15 protein-coding genes are annotated in these 17016 nt (G+C 47.9%); 6 read left to right on the forward strand and 9 right to left on the reverse strand.

Annotated features, from left to right (window positions below; all coding sequences use genetic code 11):
- Positions 1-19: 19 nt before the first annotated feature.
- Both pgk and epd read right to left on the reverse strand, forming a co-directional pair.
- Positions 20-1183 (reverse strand): phosphoglycerate kinase, encoded by a 1164-nt coding sequence (gene pgk / locus M2387_RS08495; protein ID WP_259048725.1) that lies wholly within the window; start codon positions 1181-1183, stop codon positions 20-22.
- Positions 1184-1203: 20 nt separating this feature from the next.
- Positions 1204-2250, reverse strand: a complete 1047-nt coding sequence (gene epd, locus M2387_RS08500; protein WP_259048726.1) for an erythrose-4-phosphate dehydrogenase — start codon at positions 2248-2250, stop codon at positions 1204-1206.
- A 996-nt stretch (positions 2251-3246) separates the two neighbouring features.
- Between epd and evgA the strand changes: the two genes are divergently transcribed.
- The gene (evgA, locus tag M2387_RS08505; RefSeq protein WP_259048727.1) at positions 3247-3861 is read left to right on the forward strand and encodes an acid-sensing system DNA-binding response regulator EvgA; all 615 of its coding nucleotides are present in this window, start codon (positions 3247-3249) and stop codon (positions 3859-3861) included.
- 142 nt (positions 3862-4003) lie between these two features.
- Here the strand turns inward: evgA and M2387_RS08510 are convergent, their stop codons facing one another.
- Both M2387_RS08510 and tkt read right to left on the reverse strand, forming a co-directional pair.
- Positions 4004-4234, reverse strand: coding sequence for a hypothetical protein (locus tag M2387_RS08510; RefSeq protein ID WP_259048728.1), 231 nt, complete (start codon positions 4232-4234; stop codon positions 4004-4006).
- 312 nt (positions 4235-4546) lie between these two features.
- On the reverse strand, positions 4547-6538 hold the full coding sequence (gene tkt / locus M2387_RS08515; RefSeq protein WP_259048729.1) for a transketolase: 1992 nt from the start codon (positions 6536-6538) through the stop codon (positions 4547-4549).
- 266 nt (positions 6539-6804) lie between these two features.
- On the opposite strand from tkt, the gene loiP reads away from it, so the two are divergent.
- From loiP to M2387_RS08540, 5 genes are all read left to right on the forward strand, one after another.
- Entirely contained in the window at positions 6805-7563 is a 759-nt protein-coding gene (gene loiP / locus M2387_RS08520) for a metalloprotease LoiP (protein WP_259048730.1), read from the forward strand.
- Positions 7564-7632: 69 nt separating this feature from the next.
- Positions 7633-8544 (forward strand): LysR family transcriptional regulator, encoded by a 912-nt coding sequence (locus M2387_RS08525; protein WP_259048731.1) that lies wholly within the window; start codon positions 7633-7635, stop codon positions 8542-8544.
- Between the two features lie 100 nt (positions 8545-8644).
- Positions 8645-9052 carry a DoxX family protein gene (locus M2387_RS08530; protein ID WP_259048732.1) on the forward strand — a complete coding sequence of 136 codons (408 nt, stop codon included), beginning with the start codon at positions 8645-8647 and terminating at the stop codon, positions 9050-9052.
- Positions 9053-9062: 10 nt separating this feature from the next.
- On the forward strand, positions 9063-10031 hold the full coding sequence (locus M2387_RS08535; RefSeq protein WP_259048733.1) for a glutathione S-transferase family protein: 969 nt from the start codon (positions 9063-9065) through the stop codon (positions 10029-10031).
- Positions 10031-10642, forward strand: coding sequence for an alpha/beta hydrolase (locus M2387_RS08540; RefSeq protein ID WP_259048734.1), 612 nt, complete (start codon positions 10031-10033; stop codon positions 10640-10642). The genes M2387_RS08535 and M2387_RS08540 overlap by 1 nt, the downstream gene beginning before the upstream one ends.
- A 62-nt stretch (positions 10643-10704) precedes the next feature.
- On the opposite strand, the gene speB is transcribed toward M2387_RS08540, so the two are convergent.
- The 5 genes from speB to M2387_RS08560 form a co-directional block, all read right to left on the reverse strand.
- Complete coding sequence (gene speB / locus M2387_RS08545; RefSeq protein WP_259048735.1) at positions 10705-11625, reverse strand: agmatinase; 921 nt, start codon at positions 11623-11625, stop codon at positions 10705-10707.
- A 118-nt stretch (positions 11626-11743) separates the two neighbouring features.
- Positions 11744-13720 (reverse strand): biosynthetic arginine decarboxylase, encoded by a 1977-nt coding sequence (speA, locus tag M2387_RS08550; RefSeq protein WP_259048736.1) that lies wholly within the window; start codon positions 13718-13720, stop codon positions 11744-11746.
- Between the two features lie 241 nt (positions 13721-13961).
- Complete coding sequence (locus tag M2387_RS26015) at positions 13962-14078, reverse strand: hypothetical protein (RefSeq protein ID WP_462442474.1); 117 nt, start codon at positions 14076-14078, stop codon at positions 13962-13964.
- A 229-nt stretch (positions 14079-14307) separates the two neighbouring features.
- On the reverse strand, positions 14308-16386 hold the full coding sequence (locus tag M2387_RS08555) for a DUF2207 domain-containing protein (RefSeq protein ID WP_259048737.1): 2079 nt from the start codon (positions 16384-16386) through the stop codon (positions 14308-14310).
- 7 nt (positions 16387-16393) lie between these two features.
- On the reverse strand, positions 16394-16936 hold the full coding sequence (locus M2387_RS08560) for a LemA family protein (RefSeq protein ID WP_259048738.1): 543 nt from the start codon (positions 16934-16936) through the stop codon (positions 16394-16396).
- Between the last annotated feature and the right edge of the window lie 80 nt (positions 16937-17016).

A 17016-nucleotide genomic window follows, 5' to 3' on the forward strand; every position in this document is an offset into this window, starting at 1 on the left:
AAATCTCTGCCCGTTACTATTACTGCTTAGCGCGCTCTTCGAGCATCGCAACGGCTGGCAATACTTTGCCTTCCACGAATTCGAGGAATGCGCCACCACCGGTAGAAATGTAGGAAATTTTGTCTGTAATACCAAACAGGTCAATCGCTGCCAGGGTGTCACCGCCGCCAGCGATAGAGAAAGCTTCGCTATCAGCGATAGCATTGGCTACGATTTCAGTTCCTTTACGGAAGTTAGGGAACTCAAATACACCAACCGGACCATTCCACAGAATGGTTTTAGCATTTTTCAGAATCTCAGCCAGTTTATGTGCAGAAACATCGCCCATATCCAGGATCTGCTCTTCATCTTTGATGTCGCTGGTTGATTTCAGAGTGGCAGTCGCAGTTTCAGAGAATTCGGTAGCAACACGAACATCTGTAGGAACCGGAATATCACAGATAGTCAGCAGGCGTTTAGCTTCATCAACCAGGTCTGCTTCGTACAGTGATTTACCGACATTGTGCCCTTGAGCAGCAACGAAGGTGTTAGCAATACCACCGCCAACAATCAGTTGGTCAGCAATTTTAGACAGTGAATCCAGTACGGTCAGTTTAGTGGAAACTTTAGAGCCACCAACAATAGCAACCATCGGACGAGCAGGTTCTTTCAGCGCTTTACCCAGCGCTTCGAGTTCACCAGCCAGTAATGGGCCAGCACAAGCAACATCAGCAAATTTACCGACACCATGGGTAGAAGCCTGTGCGCGGTGAGCGGTACCGAAGGCATCCATTACAAATACGTCGCACAGTGCTGCGTATTGCTTAGACAGAGTCTCGTCGTCTTTTTTCTCGCCTTTGTTAAAGCGAACGTTTTCCAGAACAACCAGCTCGCCTTCTGCAACTTCAACACCATTCAGGTAATCTTTTACCAGACGTACCGGAGAAGAGAGTTTTTCTTTCAGGTAATTAACTACTGGCAGCAGAGAGAACTCTTCGTTGTACTCACCTTCAGTTGGGCGTCCCAAATGAGAGGTGACCATGACTTTAGCACCTTGCTTAAGGGCTTGTTCAATAGTCGGAAGAGAAGCACGAATACGTGCATCGCTGGTTACTTTTCCGTCTTTAACAGGCACGTTCAGATCCGCACGAATGAAAACGCGTTTTCCTGCAAGATCCAGATCGGACATCTTAATTACAGACATGGTGAATCCTCTCATTGATTCTAAAATTTTATAGACGCCATTTGCGTCTTACCTGAAATCCATTGAGCCATAGCCAACGTCGTATCCAGCATTCGGTTGGCAAAGCCCCATTCATTATCACACCAGACAAGCGTTTTGATCAGATGCTGACCACTGACCCGAGTTTGAGTGCCATCGACGATTGCGCTATGCGGATCGTGATTAAAATCAATTGAGACCAGTGGCAATTCCGTATAATCAACTATACCACGAAATGATTCTCTTGCTGCTTTTTGAAGTAAGTCGTTGACTTCAATTGGTTTTACAGCGTGCTTTACCGTGACGCTTAAATCAATTGCCGTCACATTGATGGTCGGCACTCGTACCGCTATCGCCTCAAAGCAGTCAGCAAACTTTGGCAAGATACGCGCAATTCCCGCCGCAAGACGGGTATCAACCGGAATAATCGACTGGCTGGCGGCGCGTGTGCGGCGCAGATCGGGATGATAAGCATCGATAACCTGCTGGTCATGCATTGCCGAGTGAATAGTCGTTACAGTCCCTGATTCGATACCAAATGCATCATCGAGTAACTTAATTATAGGAATGATACAGTTGGTGGTACAGGACGCATTGGAAACAATATGATGGTGTTCTTCTAATAGTAGATGATTTACACCAAACACCACGGTGGCATCAATATCGGCCCCACCCGGGTGTGAAAAGAGCACTTTTTTGGCACCGGCAGCAAGATGGGCTTCGCCATCCGCCCGGGAGCCGTAGACACCGGTACAGTCGAGCACAATATCGACGTCCAGTTCATGCCAGGGGAGCGCATCAATTTTTGCTTCGTGTAACAGGCGAATACTGTCGTTACCGATAAAAAGCTGTTCACGTTCCTGGCGAACATCCCAGGCGAAACGACCATGACTGGTATCATACTTTAGCAGATGTGCCATACCCGCCGAATCAGCTAGCTCATTAATTGCTACGACGCTGATTTCTGCGCGACGGCCAGACTCGTACAAAGCACGGACGACATTGCGCCCTATGCGGCCGAATCCATTGATAGCGATGCGTACAGTCATATCTCTCCTGCCAGTAACCTGGGATTAAGTGGCTGACAGAGTAATCCAGCAACCGCCTGAGTGGAATCCTCACTCCCATGAAACAGCAATTATTCGCTTAATTATCTAACGAAACCAGAACTGAAACGGTTCAGCTATAGTAAGGTATTCTACGAATAAAAGGAACGTCACATCACCCGTTATCGCACCAAGTTCTGACGGACATCACATTTTTGATGGAATAAATGCAACGAATAAATGACTGGGTGGAATAAAAATCAGCACGTCCTCCCCCCAGGCACTCTATGCCCAGTTGATGGAAATGCTGGAAGATCGGGAGCTGGGGCAGATTGCAGATGAGCGAGCTGGAGAGGCAGTAATAAACTCATCGCTTGGCTTAGATGTATCCAAAGACGCTCCTGAAGTCTCCATTCTCCTAAGATATATGTATCATCTGAAATCAGCGTATAACGATATGCCAGCGGATAATGTGCAAATAACTGCCAGGGCGATTGCACTATCGAAACGCAGTATACGGCGCTCAAACTTCCATGACGGATACCTGGATTAAACCAAAAACCCCAGCTGAAAGATCTATCACTACTTTTCTTGATCCCTGCCAGTGTCGGTACTGTAGATAATGTATGCGTTTTTGGGTTTGACAGCGACATTCAAAGTGAAGTTTTGATAAATATATTATTAATGGCAATCCTGCTTAACAACGTTTTATGCATAAGGGTAATATTCATTAAAAATGAAAACCTGATTATGCTTATGATGAAAATATCATTCAATTCATTGGGTCTATATTATTTATCATATATGATAAATTACACCACACAGAAATAATCAGATTAATTGCAGTGTTATTGGATGCAGTATCGCCAACTCACGCATTTACCCCAAGACTTTCTACTGAAAAGGAAATTTTGTCGATAACTAAGGTAAACCTTAAATACCAATTAATTTTAATATAATAAAATAAAAACATGTAAAAAAAATCGATGAAGAAATAAAATGAATGCCATAATCGTTGACAATCATCCATTAGCGCTTATTGCTATCAGGTCAATTCTTGAACGCAATAACATTGACGTATTAGCTGAAGCCTCAGATGGCCGAGCAGGTTTAAAGCTAATTAATGAATTAAAACCAGACATAGCGATAATCGATGTAGACTTACCTGTAAAAAATGGTATTGAGATAGTAGAGGCGCTTCGAAAAAATAAGTCTACTTGTATATTCATCATTATTTCGGCTAAAAGTGATTTTTTTTATGGAAAAAAATGCTTTGAAGCTGGAGCAAATGCATACATCAGTAAAAAAAAAGGAATACAGGATATAATATCAGCGATTGATGCTGCTGTTAATGGTTATATATATTTTCCATTAACATTGAATGCACTAAATATAACACTGACGTCTGAGGAAGGGAAAATTGACTCATTATCCTCCCAGGAAGTTAGAGTCATGGGCTATTTATTAAAAGGAATGGATATCTCATCGATTAGTATGAAAATGAATATTAGTTATAAAACTGTCAGTACTTATAAACGCCGATTAATGGAAAAACTAGGCTGTTCCAATCTTCTTGAGCTTTATGGCTTGTCGAATAGAAATAGAATAGGTTAAAATCATGAGTAGTATTTATATATAACTCGTCGTTTTACTTAATTTGTGAAAACATATCTATGAGTATGTAAGCCAAAAGGAGTTCGTCTAACTCGGCATAAGCCCGGTTATCAGACTCAGACACCACTATAAGACCAGAGCATTAATTTTCATTTATTGTCGCTAGTTTTAAGGGCGTCAATATTTGGGCTGTTTTTGTTTGATTACTATTGATGGCGTCCTTTATTTGATCAAAACTTGCATCAATAGTGAGCTGTTCTGACACGCCCCGTAATTGAATAATAGTTTTTGCACTGCCACATGATTTTATTAATAGTATATCGCTAATTTGTAGCATTACATCTTCGTTAGAAATTGTGGTTAAATGAAGCATTGTTATTTTCCTTCATGGGATTTAGTTTGTAGTCAAGGCTGTAAATATCAGTCTTAAATCGGAAGAAAAAATATTTTTTAATACCGCAATCAAAATTTCTAACACTATTTTAGAAAAAACCGCACAGTAGAGACTACAGCAGATAACAATTCATCATAATAAACATATATATAATATTAATAAATAGGACTAACGGCTCCTTACTGAAAGAAAATGACTACAACAGTAAGCATTTAGCCAGTTTGAGCTGTAGAGACAAATAAAAAAAGGGCCGCCTGAGCGACCCCTTTCGTAACCCACTAGCTGACGCGATTACAGAATCGCTTTAGCCTGTGCCACTACGTTATCAACGGTGAAACCGAACTCTTCGAACAGTTGCTCTGCCGGAGCAGACTCACCAAAGGTGGTCATACCGACGATAGCGCCGTTCAGACCAACATACTTGAACCAGTAGTCAGCAATGCTTGCTTCGATAGCTACACGTGCAGCGACTGCTTTTGGCAGTACGGCTTCACGGTAAGCAGCATCCTGCTTGTCAAAGGCATCGGTAGATGGCATAGAAACTACGCGCGCTTTAACGCCTTCAGCAGTCAGTTTTTCCCACGCGGCTACAGCCAGTTCAACTTCAGAACCGGTCGCGATGAAAATCAGCTCAGGCTGGCCTTCGCTGTCTTTCAGAACGTAAGCACCACGGGCAATATCAGCCAGTTGCTGAGCAGTACGCTCTTGCTGTGCCAGGTTCTGACGAGACAGGATCAGAGCAGTCGGGCCGTCGTTACGCTGTACCGCATATTTCCAGGCAACCGCAGACTCAACCTGGTCACATGGACGCCATGTGCTCATATTTGGCGTTACGCGCAGAGCAGCAAGCTGTTCTACCGGCTGGTGAGTCGGGCCATCTTCACCCAGACCGATAGAGTCATGGGTATAAACCAGAACCTGACGCTGCTTCATCAGTGCAGCCATACGCACGGCATTACGCGCGTATTCAACAAACATCAGGAAGGTTGAGGTGTATGGCAGGAAACCACCATGCAGACCAATACCGTTAGCGATAGCGGTCATACCGAATTCACGTACACCATAATGGATGTAGTTACCGGCCAGGTCTTCGTTAATCGCTTTAGAACCAGACCACAGCGTCAGGTTAGAAGGCGCCAGGTCAGCAGAACCGCCCAGGAACTCAGGCAACCACGGGCCAAAGGCTTCGATAGAGTTCTGAGACGCTTTACGGCTAGCGATTTTCGCAGGGTTAGCCTGCAGCTTAGAAATGAACTCGCTCGCTTTAGCTTCGAAATCTGCTGGCAGGTCACCATTTACACGGCGGCTAAATTCAGCAGCTTCCTGTGGGAATGCTTTCTCATAGGCAGCAAATTTCTCGTTCCAGGCGGCTTCTTTCTTCTCGCCTGCAGCTTTGGCATCCCACTGGTCATAAATGTCCTGAGGAATAACAAACGGCTCATATTCCCAGCCCAGCGCTTTACGGGTCAGTGCGATTTCAGCATCGCCCAGTGGAGCACCATGAGAATCATGCGTACCTTGCTTGTTCGGAGAACCGAAACCGATGATGGTTTTGCACATCAGCAATGATGGTTTATCAGTGACCGCACGCGCTTCTTCAACTGCACGTTTAATTGAGTCAGCATCATGACCATCAATACCGCGAACAACGTGCCAGCCATAGGCTTCAAAACGTTTAGCGGTATCGTCAGTAAACCAGCCTTCAACATGGCCATCGATAGAGATGCCGTTGTCGTCATAGAAAGCAACCAGTTTGCCCAGTTTCAGGGTACCCGCCAGGGAGCACACTTCATGGGAGATGCCTTCCATCATGCAACCGTCACCCATAAAGGTGTAGGTGAAGTGGTCAACAATATCATGGCCAGGACGGTTAAATTGTGCAGCCAGAGTACGTTCGGCAATAGCCATACCTACAGCATTGGCAACACCCTGTCCCAGAGGACCGGTAGTCGTTTCAACACCTGCGGTGTAACCCACTTCCGGGTGACCTGGTGTTTTAGAGTGCAGCTGACGGAAATTTTCCAGCTCAGTGATTGGCAGGTCATAACCCGTGAGGTGCAACAGGCTATAAATCAGCATTGAACCATGGCCGTTAGACAGAATAAAACGGTCGCGGTCAGCCCATGATGGATTTTGCGGGTTATGATTCAGAAAATCACGCCACAGAACTTCAGCGATATCAGCCATACCCATAGGTGCACCAGGGTGTCCGGATTTCGCTTTTTGTACTGCGTCCATGCTGAGCGCACGAATTGCGTTTGCAAGCTCTTTACGAGAGGACATTTTAACTCCAGATCGGATAGTGGAAATTGACGCTACTACTAATATACATTGGTAACTACAGCCAAAAAACCTCCCGACAATGTACACCAGGGGGAAGGCCATGTACATGTAGTGTCAGCGTATCTACTAAGAAATCTCCAGATAACGCTTGCATCGGAAGCGACCTGCAGCGTATGAAGTTTTCCTGATGAAAGGATAAACCTCCTGGTTATGAACTATTGAGTTCCTCTTTATTCCACAATTATCACTGATAGAAGGATTTGAACATGAAGTTACACCCCATTATCGCAGCACTGGGCGTAACCCTCTTTTTGAGCGGCTGTCAGGGTATGAACTCTGATGGTTTATTAACTTCCGGCGTCGGCGCATTCCAGGCCTATACCCTCAGCGATGCCCAGGTAAAACAACTCAGTGATGAAGCCTGTAAGCAACAAGACAGCAAAGCCACTCTGGCTCCGGCAAATAGCGTTTATACCCAGCGTTTGAAGAAAATCTCACAAGCTTTGGGAGATAATATCAACGGTATGCCGGTGAATTATAAAGTCTATATGACTAAAGATGTGAACGCCTTTGCGATGGCAAATGGCTGCATCCGGGTCTACAGCGGCCTGATGGACTTGATGAACGATAATGAAGTTGAAGGCGTGCTGGGCCATGAAATGGGCCACGTAGCTTTAGGTCATGTGAAAAAAGGTATGCAAGTCGCGATGGGTACCAACGCCGTTCGTATTGCTGCGGCTTCTGCCGGAGGTGTAGTGGGCGAGCTATCGCAATCTCAGCTGGGTGATTTAAGTGAAAAACTGGTCAATGCGCAGTTTTCACAACGCCAGGAATCAGAGGCTGATGACTACTCTTATGACCTGCTACGCCAGCGTAAGATCAACCCCAACGGGCTAGCTACCAGCTTTGAAAAACTGGCGAGTCTGGATGGCGGACGCCAGAGCAGCATGCTTGACGATCACCCTTCCTCTGAAGGTCGTGCTCAGCATATCCGCGATCGCATGACCGCCGACGGTCTTAAATAAAGGGTATACGAATGTTCAGGAGGCAAAACGTCATTTTGCCTCCTGCTATCAGAGTGAAAGGAAAGCAGTATGGAAAGGCTCGATTGCGATCGCATGTTTATTGCGGTGATGGAAACCGGAAGTTTTACCGCCGCCGCGCAGAGGCTGTCCACCAGCCACGGGCAGGCATCGAAACTGATTACCCGGCTGGAGCGGGAACTGGCCGTCAGCCTTTTTAGTCGTAGCACTCGAGCCCTTAAACCCACCGAAGTGGGCCTGGCCTACTACGAGCGTATCCGCCCGCTGCTGGCAGAGTATGATGCGCTGAATGATGATGTCCTTAATGCCTCGAAAACGCCTTCAGGCCTGTTAAGGGTCTCGGCCCCGGTCACCTTTGGCTCAACCCAACTCACTGAACATCTTATTACTTTTGCCCGCCGCTATCCTGATATTGAATTAGATGTCAGCTTTGCTGATCGGCTGATCAATGTCGTTAATGAGGGTTTTGACCTTGCGTTGCGTATTGGGAAGCTTACTGACAGCAACCTTATCGCCCGTAAGCTTTGTGATATCCGCATTGTGACAGTGGCATCCCCTGCTTACTTACAGCAGAAAGGTACGCCTTCACACTGGAATCAGCTGTCAGAGCACCACTGTATTGTGGACACGAATTTTCGCGATCCCCTTGCCTGGTCATTCCAGGATGAGAATAGTCAGCTACAGGTACAGCCCGTACGCGGACAAATAAAATTCTCCAACGCAGAAGTGTGCCTGCGGGCAGCGATAGAAGGACTGGGGATCACGCGACTCCCCACTTTTGTCGCAGGCAAGGCACTTCAGGAGGGAACCGTTATCTCGGTACTCTCCCACTACGAAGCCCCACCGCTAGGCCTGTACGTCATTTATCCTCCCGCCAAATACCTGACCCGGCGTTCTCGCGTATTAATTGATTTTCTTGCCGAATCTTTTGCTGGAAAACCAAAGTGGGAAGAAAACTGGTGATTATTTCCATTTTGGAAATAAACTTCCCCTTTCTGAGGGGATAATCACCTTCGTGGAAATGGAGTACATTCCTCTTATCAACTTACGAGAGGAATTCATTATGTTAGATCAACGCACCGCCCCCTACGCAGCCCTGATTATGCGCCTGGCATTAGGCATTTTGTTTCTGGCTCACTTTGGTCTGAAATTTTTTGTTTTCACACCCGCTGGCACCGCGCAATTTTTTGCTTCACTCGGACTGCCGGGCGGTCTTGCCTATGTAACGATGGCGGTTGAACTTGTCGGAGGCGTTGCCCTGATCCTCGGTGTTTATGCGCGGATCGTTGCTATCGTTCTGATCCCAGTATTACTCGGCGCTATCGCCACCGTACACGGACCGGCAGGTTTCTTCTTCACTAATCCGAACGGTGGCTGGGAATTCCTTGCATTATGGATAGTAGGTCTGGTTACACTGGCACTGATTGGTGATGGTAAATATGCCCTGAAACCGACTTCATTCAAACGCTGAGGATAAGATTATGCTGGTTAACGGAAAATGGACCGCCGAATGGCACCCCGTGCAGGCGACAGATGAAAAAGGCGGCTTTGTGCGCCAGACCTCAAGCTTCCGCCACTGGGTAACACCTGATGGTTCGGCGGGTATCACCGGTGATGCCGGCTTTATTGCCGAACCAGACAGATATCATCTTTACGTGGCACTGATTTGTCCCTGGGCTTCCCGTACGCTGATTGCGCGTAAACTTAAAGGTCTGGAAGAGGTCGTTAGCGTATCCGTTGTTGAACCCTGGCTACTGGATGAAGGCTGGCATTTTGGCGACTATCCCGGTGCTAACCGCGATACCCTGAATAATGCCGAGTGGGTTCACCAGCTATATACCTTGGCCGACAGCGCCTTTACAGGACGCGCCACGGTTCCGGTATTATGGGACAAGAAAACGCGCACCATCGTTAACAATGAGTCAGCCGATATCGTCCGTATCTTTAATAGCGGTTTTGGTGAGCTGGCCCGAAATGATATTGACCTCTATCCCGCATTACTTCAGAGCGAGATAGAAAGCTTAAATGCCGAAATTTATCCGGCATTAAATAATGGCGTTTACCGTGCAGGCTTTGCCACGACCCAGATAAGTTACGCTGAAGCCGTCAGCGATGTCTTCGGTATGCTGGATAAATTAGAAACCAGGCTGTCTGACGGCCGCGATTTTTTAACCGGAAGTGATTTTACCGAAGCGGATATTCGCCTGTTTGTCACCCTGATCCGTTTTGATGCCGCTTACTTTGGCCTGTTTAAATGTAATATTCGCCAGCTCAGAGAGTACCAATATCTGGACAGCTATACCCGACGCGTTCTGGCTATACCGGGTATCCGTGATACCGTCAGTATTGACCATATTAAGCAGGGATATTATTCAATTAAAGCGCTGAATCCTAATGGTATTGTTCCCATTGGTCCGGATATGCGTGCCTACGGGCTAGAGGCAAAATAATGAGTAAAAATCTGATTGTGCTGTTACACGGTGTCGGTAGTCGGGGCAGTGATTTACAGGGCGTAGCAGAACGCTTAAAGCAGGCGATACCACAAATATCTGTCGCACTACCGGACGGCACGTCAGCTTTCGATATGGGGCCAGGCTTTCAGTGGTTCAGCGTCAGCGGAGTGACTGAAGAAAACCGTCCGGCACGCATCCTGGCCGCCCGTCAGGCATTTGATGCCAGGCTCGCGGAGGCGTTCAAACTACAGGATATTAATCCGGAGACTGACCGCGTGATACTGGTGGGCTTTTCCCAGGGATCAATTATGGCGATGGATACGCTGATTCGCGGGGACTATCCGCTGGCAGGCGTGGTAGCGTTCTCAGGACGGCTTGCTTCTCCGCTCCCGTTACAGCCGCGGGCTGATTCTGCCGCATTGCTGATTCACGGTAAAGCTGACCCGGTCATTCCGTGGCAAGAGAGCCAGAAAGCGGCAGAGACCTTAAGTGCGGCAGGCGTTCAGGTTGAACTCAGCATTGAAGAGCATGTGCCCCATACAATTACCCTTGCAGGTATCAGAACGGCGGCCGAATTTATTAAGCAGCGCTTAACTCTGACTGGCTGAATGAGCCAGAAGGGGTATCAGATACCCCTTCTTGTCGCTAGCATTACAGCAAGAAACTGGGCTTATTCGCCCTTTTTCGCCGCCTGGATATACAGCAGTTCCAGCGCCAGGGTCGCAGCTGCAAGCGCGGTGATTTCTGACTGATCGTAAGCCGGAGCCACTTCAACCACATCCATCCCAACAATATTCAGATCTTTCAGACCACGAACCAGTTTCAGGGCACGATCTGAAGTCAGACCGCCGATCACCGGCGTGCCGGTACCTGGTGCAAAAGCCGGATCCAGGCAATCGATATCAAAGGTCAGATAGACCGGCATATCACCGACGATTTGTTTGATCTCAGTAATCAGAGAATCAACACTTCTGTCATTAACCTGAGGCGCATCCAGAACGGTAAATCCATTGTCTTTATCGAACTCAGTACGAATACCAATCTGTACTGAGTGATTAGGATCGATCAGGCCTTCCTGCGGTGCGGTATAGAACATAGTCCCGTGGTCAAATTCACAGCCATTCGAGTAGGTGTCGGTGTGGGCATCAAAATGCACCAACGCCATTTTACCGAAATGCTTAGCGTGAGCGCGGAGCAGTGGCAGAGTGACAAAGTGGTCACCACCAAAAGAGAGCATACGTTTCCCGTTTGCCAGTAAGCGCTCGGCATGGGCTTGCAGGTTCTCACTCATTTCACGCGCATCGCCGAATGAATACACTAAATCGCCACAGTCCACGACTTTCAGGCGGTCACGCATATCAAAGTTCCACGGGAAGCGGTTACCTTCCCAGGCCAGGTTAGTTGATACCTGACGGATTGCAGCCGGCCCATGACGCCCACCGGCACGACCAGAGGTTGCCATATCAAATGGCACCCCAGTGATAACCCAGTCAGCGTCACTGTCATAAGGCTGGAAGTTTAATGGCAAGCGTAAAAAGCCAAAGGCATTGGATACCAGGGAGTTATCGTATTGATGGCCTAAGGTGCTCATTGTCTGACCTCTTGGTTGATTGACATCGTAATACAAAAATCCCTTCCGCGTCGTTAGCCCGACGAGAAAGGGATTAGCATAATTAATGGGTACTATTGACGCGAATTATCTGGCTCTGTCACTCGTCTTCGAGATAAGTATAGCCGTAGAGCCCCGCTTCAAATTCTTCCAGGAACTGCTGTTGCAACTCGCTGTCCAGATCGGTCTGTTTAACCTGATCCCGGAAGTGCTTCAGCAGGGTATTCGGATCCAACTGAACGTATTGCAGCATGTCGGCAACCGTATCCCCTTCATCAGAAAGTTCAACATTCACAACGCCTTCTGGTGTAACAAACACGTCCACCGCTTCGGTATCACCAAACAGGTTATGCATATTGCCCAGAATTTCCTGGTACGCTCCCACCATAAAGAAACCTAAAAGCGGTGGGTTTTCAGGATCGTATTCCGGCATTGGCATGGTGGTCGCGATACCATCGCCATCGATATAGTGATCGATCGCGCCGTCCGAGTCACAGGTGATATCCAGCAGTACAGCACGGCGTTTCGGCGTCAGGTTTAACCCTTCCAGCGGCATAACCGGGAATAGCTGATCGATACCCCAGGCATCTGGCATTGACTGGAACAGCGAAAAGTTGACGTAAATTTTATCCGCCATACGTTCTTGTAGTTCGTCAATAATCGGCCGATGGGCGCGATTACTTGGATCTAACAGGCGCTGAATATCATGGCACATACTGAGGTAAAGCTGTTCCGCCCAGGCACGTTCCTGCAGAGAGTAGCTGCCAGAAGCGTAACCGGTGTGAATATCATGCAAGTCCATCTGGCTGTCATGCAGCCATTCGCGTAATGAACGACGGTTATTAGGCTGATGCATTTCACCCCAGGTTTCCCACATGCTCTGCAGTGCACGAGGTGCATCTTCAGCCGGGGCTACTGGCGTGGTGTATTCGTTACGTTCAACACCAATGATATTAGAGACCAGAACGGTATGGTGAGCGGTAACCGCACGTCCGGATTCGGTAATGACTGTCGGGTGTGGCAGGTTAAACTCTTCACAAGCATCACCGATAGCCCAGATGATGTTGTTGGCATACTCATTCAAACCGTAGTTCACAGAACAGTCTGACTGGGAACGCGTGCCTTCGTAGTCGACACCTAAACCGCCGCCGACGTCAAAGCACTCAATATTGACGCCAAGTTTATGCAGCTCAACATAGAAACGCGCCGACTCACGCACGCCGGTGGCAATATCACGGATATTCGCCATTTGTGAACCGAGGTGGAAGTGCAGCAGTTGTAAGCTGTCGATATGGCCCGCTTCACGGAGCATTTCGACCAGCTGTAATACCTGTACTGCTGCCAGACCAAATTTAGATTTCTCACCACCGGATGCCTGCCATTTACCCGACCCCTGAGAAGCCAGACGGGCACGAACACCCAGACGCGGAACCACGTTTAAACGCTCTGCTTCTTCCAGAACGATACTAATTTCCGACATTTTTTCGATAACCAGATAGACCTTATGGCCCATCTTCTCGCCGATCAGCGCCAGGCGAATATACTCGCGGTCTTTATAGCCGTTACAGACAATCACCGAACGGGTCATACCGGCATGAGCCAGAACTGCCATCAATTCAGCTTTTGAACCTGCTTCCAGGCCTAAAGGCTCACCGGAATGGATAAGCGACTCGATTACACGCTTATGCTGGTTAACCTTAATCGGGTAAACCAGGAAATAGTCGCCGTTGTAACCGTAAGATTCACGAGCACGCTTAAAAGCGGCGTTAATTGAGCGCAGGCGATGTTGCAGGATCTGCGGGAAACAAAACAGGGCCGGTAGCCGCTGTCCTTGTACTTCACGCGCTTTCACTAACTCGGCGAGATCGACTCTGGCCTGCGGAACATCGGGGTTCGGGCATACGGTAATATGGCCAAGCTCATTGACGTCATAATAATTATTACCCCACCAGGCAATATTATAGGTACGCAGCATTTTGCTTGCATCCTCAGAACTCATAGCGACCTCCTGCATGGAGCGATGTTGATCTTGCTCGCCTGATGACGAACCTGTAACAGAAGAGATTTTGTCAGTCATGGCGAACCTCAAGTTGTTTCAAATATGCGATACAGTTAACTACTATCGCAGGGTAATCTTGCAATAACAACCTATTACCCTGGTCTTCGGGTAGCAGAAAAATCTGACAGTCAGGCTGTACTTTGGGTTTCTTTTTCATTTAATTGTAAAACACATAACCGGGATCTGTATGACAGATTGGCGAAACCACGAGAAAACTCTTGTCAGACAAGAGCGCCCTTGTTCAGTTATCACGAAGGGCTTAGATACCGGCTCGTGAGTCCTGAGAAGCACCGAGATGCCTGGAACATCGGCAGGATTTAAAACATGAGATGCAGGTTGCGAGGAGCAAACAGATGCCAGAATACAGGCTATTCATTAATTAACTCACCTCCATGCATACGTTGAAAGATATGCAACAAGCCAAAGCGTCGAACCTGTGCAAACAGGCCCTGGAAAAATGCTCAACCCGGCTGGAAGTGGCAACACAAATATCGTGCGCTTTGATTAAGCCGCGTGGGCGCTTTATACCGATAACTTGCGAAAAATGCAAAATAAAAATAGGCAAATCTTCGGCAGTAAAGCGCGCCCTGCTTAGCGACTCAAATCTACCAGCCTCCGCCACCGCCACCGCCAGAACCACCACCGGATGAGCCTCTGCCAGAGGAGCCCGATCCGCTGGAGCTGGAACCCGAAGACCCTGAGCTTGAGCTACGGCTGGGGGTTGCCATGGACGATGAAGAACAAGACCGGCTGAAACGAGTGACGCGACTCCAGTCACCATCGGCAAAAACGTCCGACATAGCACCTGACTGACTCAAATACTCGGCAAAGCTATTGGCCCAAGTTTTACCCACGCCGAGTGCAAGCGCTACCGGTAGCAAGCTTTCAAAATGGGATATCCGTTGGTCTGGTGGATAAAGAGCCTGATAACGATGTCTTTCAGCTGTGCCGAGATAAAGTTTAAGTCCTTGTGCAACGGCTAAATCGTTCAGCCCCTGCTGGGTATAACGCGGAATCATCCAGCCAAAGCTAATGCATAACAAAATGGAGGCCAGCAATGCGCCAATATACCCGGCGGGAAATTCACTCAAGGGTACCAGGGTAAACAGGAGCGTACCGCCAGCAAAAGTGCTAAAGGAGCCAAACATCAGCGACATAACTAAAGGGATAAATCCCCAGGTGTTCCATATTTTTTTGGGATTAAATATAAATCTCAGCGGTAAAGAGAGCATCGTCATACCCAACAACAGGAATGCCAGCGCGGGCAGCATGATAATCCCTGATACCGGGCTGAATAAGGTCGCGCAAATAATAGGGATCAGCAGCATGATATAAACTGCGCGACGGACCGGTTTACCTGGTTTTATAAATAATTTATCCCGCTGCTTTTCACTCTGGCTTTCTAACCACTTGCGCGCATTTTGCATTGGCCTCTGATGGGGCAAACTGAGGTTAATATTTTTACGATTTCCCGCAAACAACAGCCCCAGAAGATGTTTATCGTCAGCCGTTAACTGCTGATTTTTATTCTCTGGATGGTAAGAAAGCCACTGTTTATCCAGTGAGCGAAATTTGGGTAACCACGGGTTGTTAAGTTTATTCTCCTTGATGGTAATCGCCATGCAACGCTTGGCAACCAGAGTCAGCAGATCGCTGCTAAAGGCCATGTCGTCGTATTTACGCTGAGTAATAAAACGCAGGTACCCGGGGGAAAGATTAGCGGGCATGGCATACAGCGGTACTACAGGAGGCATCTTTAACCCGACAGCAGTGACATTTTTACGCCACCACCACAGGCAATAAATAATCAGCAATAACACCGGTATCCACAACGCTATGGTTGTCAGTGAAGGTAATAGCAGGTGTACCAGCGGCAAAGCGGCTTGCGGATCGTCGGCACCAGCCAGAATATCTCGCGGCCAGGTATAGACGACGGTCAGACCTTCACCGGGATCGAGCGGCTGTGTGGTCTGCACCGCACCATCAGGCAGGATCCGCGCATTTTGGTCTTTAGCACCACTAGTGCCTGTATAAATATCGATGCTACGTAGTCGAGTATCTTTACCTTCACTATCCCGATACTGGCTTCCATCGGGCAATTCCAATTGGAAACTAGCCTTGGTTATCGGGTAGCTCCAATCGTTACCCGTCACATTCCAGTAGAGTTCATCCCAGTCTGAGAAACGACTGAAATGATTGCTCACCTGATAGCGGATTTCGTAGTTATAAATAGCAGGTTTCAGGATATGTTCGGGACGGCCAATACGCACGGTTAGCGTATCAGCCGTTTTATCAAGGCTGAATGGCTCTGGTACGCCATCACGCAACACCGTTTTGACTTGATAATCTACTCTGAAAACCTTGCCATCCTGACGGTTCCAGCTGAGTGGTAAGGTACGGAAAATTCCACGCTTTATCTCCTCGCCTAAAGACAAGACCTTGATGTTTTCACGCATCTCCATACTGCCATCAGTATTGAAATGAGCGCGGGCATCGAACGAAAGAATATGTTCATAGGCACGTATGAATCCGGAATGACTTGGTGGTGTCTGTCGTGAATTTTCTACGCTAGTAGTGGGCACGATTTCGACAGTATCTGCATCCGCTATGACCTGCATCGTTCCTGTTACAAGCAGCAATAGTCCCCATAAAATGCCTGTTATCCGGCGAGATAATGTAACCATAGAATTCTCAGTCCATCGAAGGTAATTTGGCATCATCAGGATCTTCAAGCTCGAAGAACGCATAGGTTTTGAAACCAAACAGCCGGGCCAGTAGCAGGCTCGGGAAAGACTCCACCAGAATATTGAAATCACGCACCGTGCCATTGAAATAACGACGCGCCATCTGGAGTTGTTCTTCTATCTCCGCAAGAGACTGTTGCAGGGAGAGGAAATTTTCACTGGCCTTCAGTTCCGGGTAGGCTTCTGCCAGAGCAAAGATACGGCCCAGGGCTCCGGATAATGCCCGTTCACTCTCAGCCACTTCCCGAGTATTCCCCGTCAGATTACTGCGCTGAAGAGAGAGATTTTCAAACAGTTCTTTCTCATGCAGGGCGTAACGTTTTACCAGACTTAACAGGTTGGGAACCAGATCGTGCCTGCGTTTAAGCTGTACTGCGATACCGCTCCAGGCCTCGTCTTTGAAACGACGCAGCGAGATAAAGCGGTTGTAGGTCATCACTATCCAGAGTATCACGATGGCGATAACGGCCAGGCCGAGATAAATTTCCATTTTTCTATTCCATATCTACTGACGCTATGTTGTTCGTCCGGGTTTACCCTAACCTCTTCCCGTGATTTTTCAAGTCCCTG

The sequence above is a fragment of the Klebsiella sp. BIGb0407 genome (assembly GCF_024807845.1).
Lineage (GTDB): Bacteria > Pseudomonadota > Gammaproteobacteria > Enterobacterales > Enterobacteriaceae > JGM124.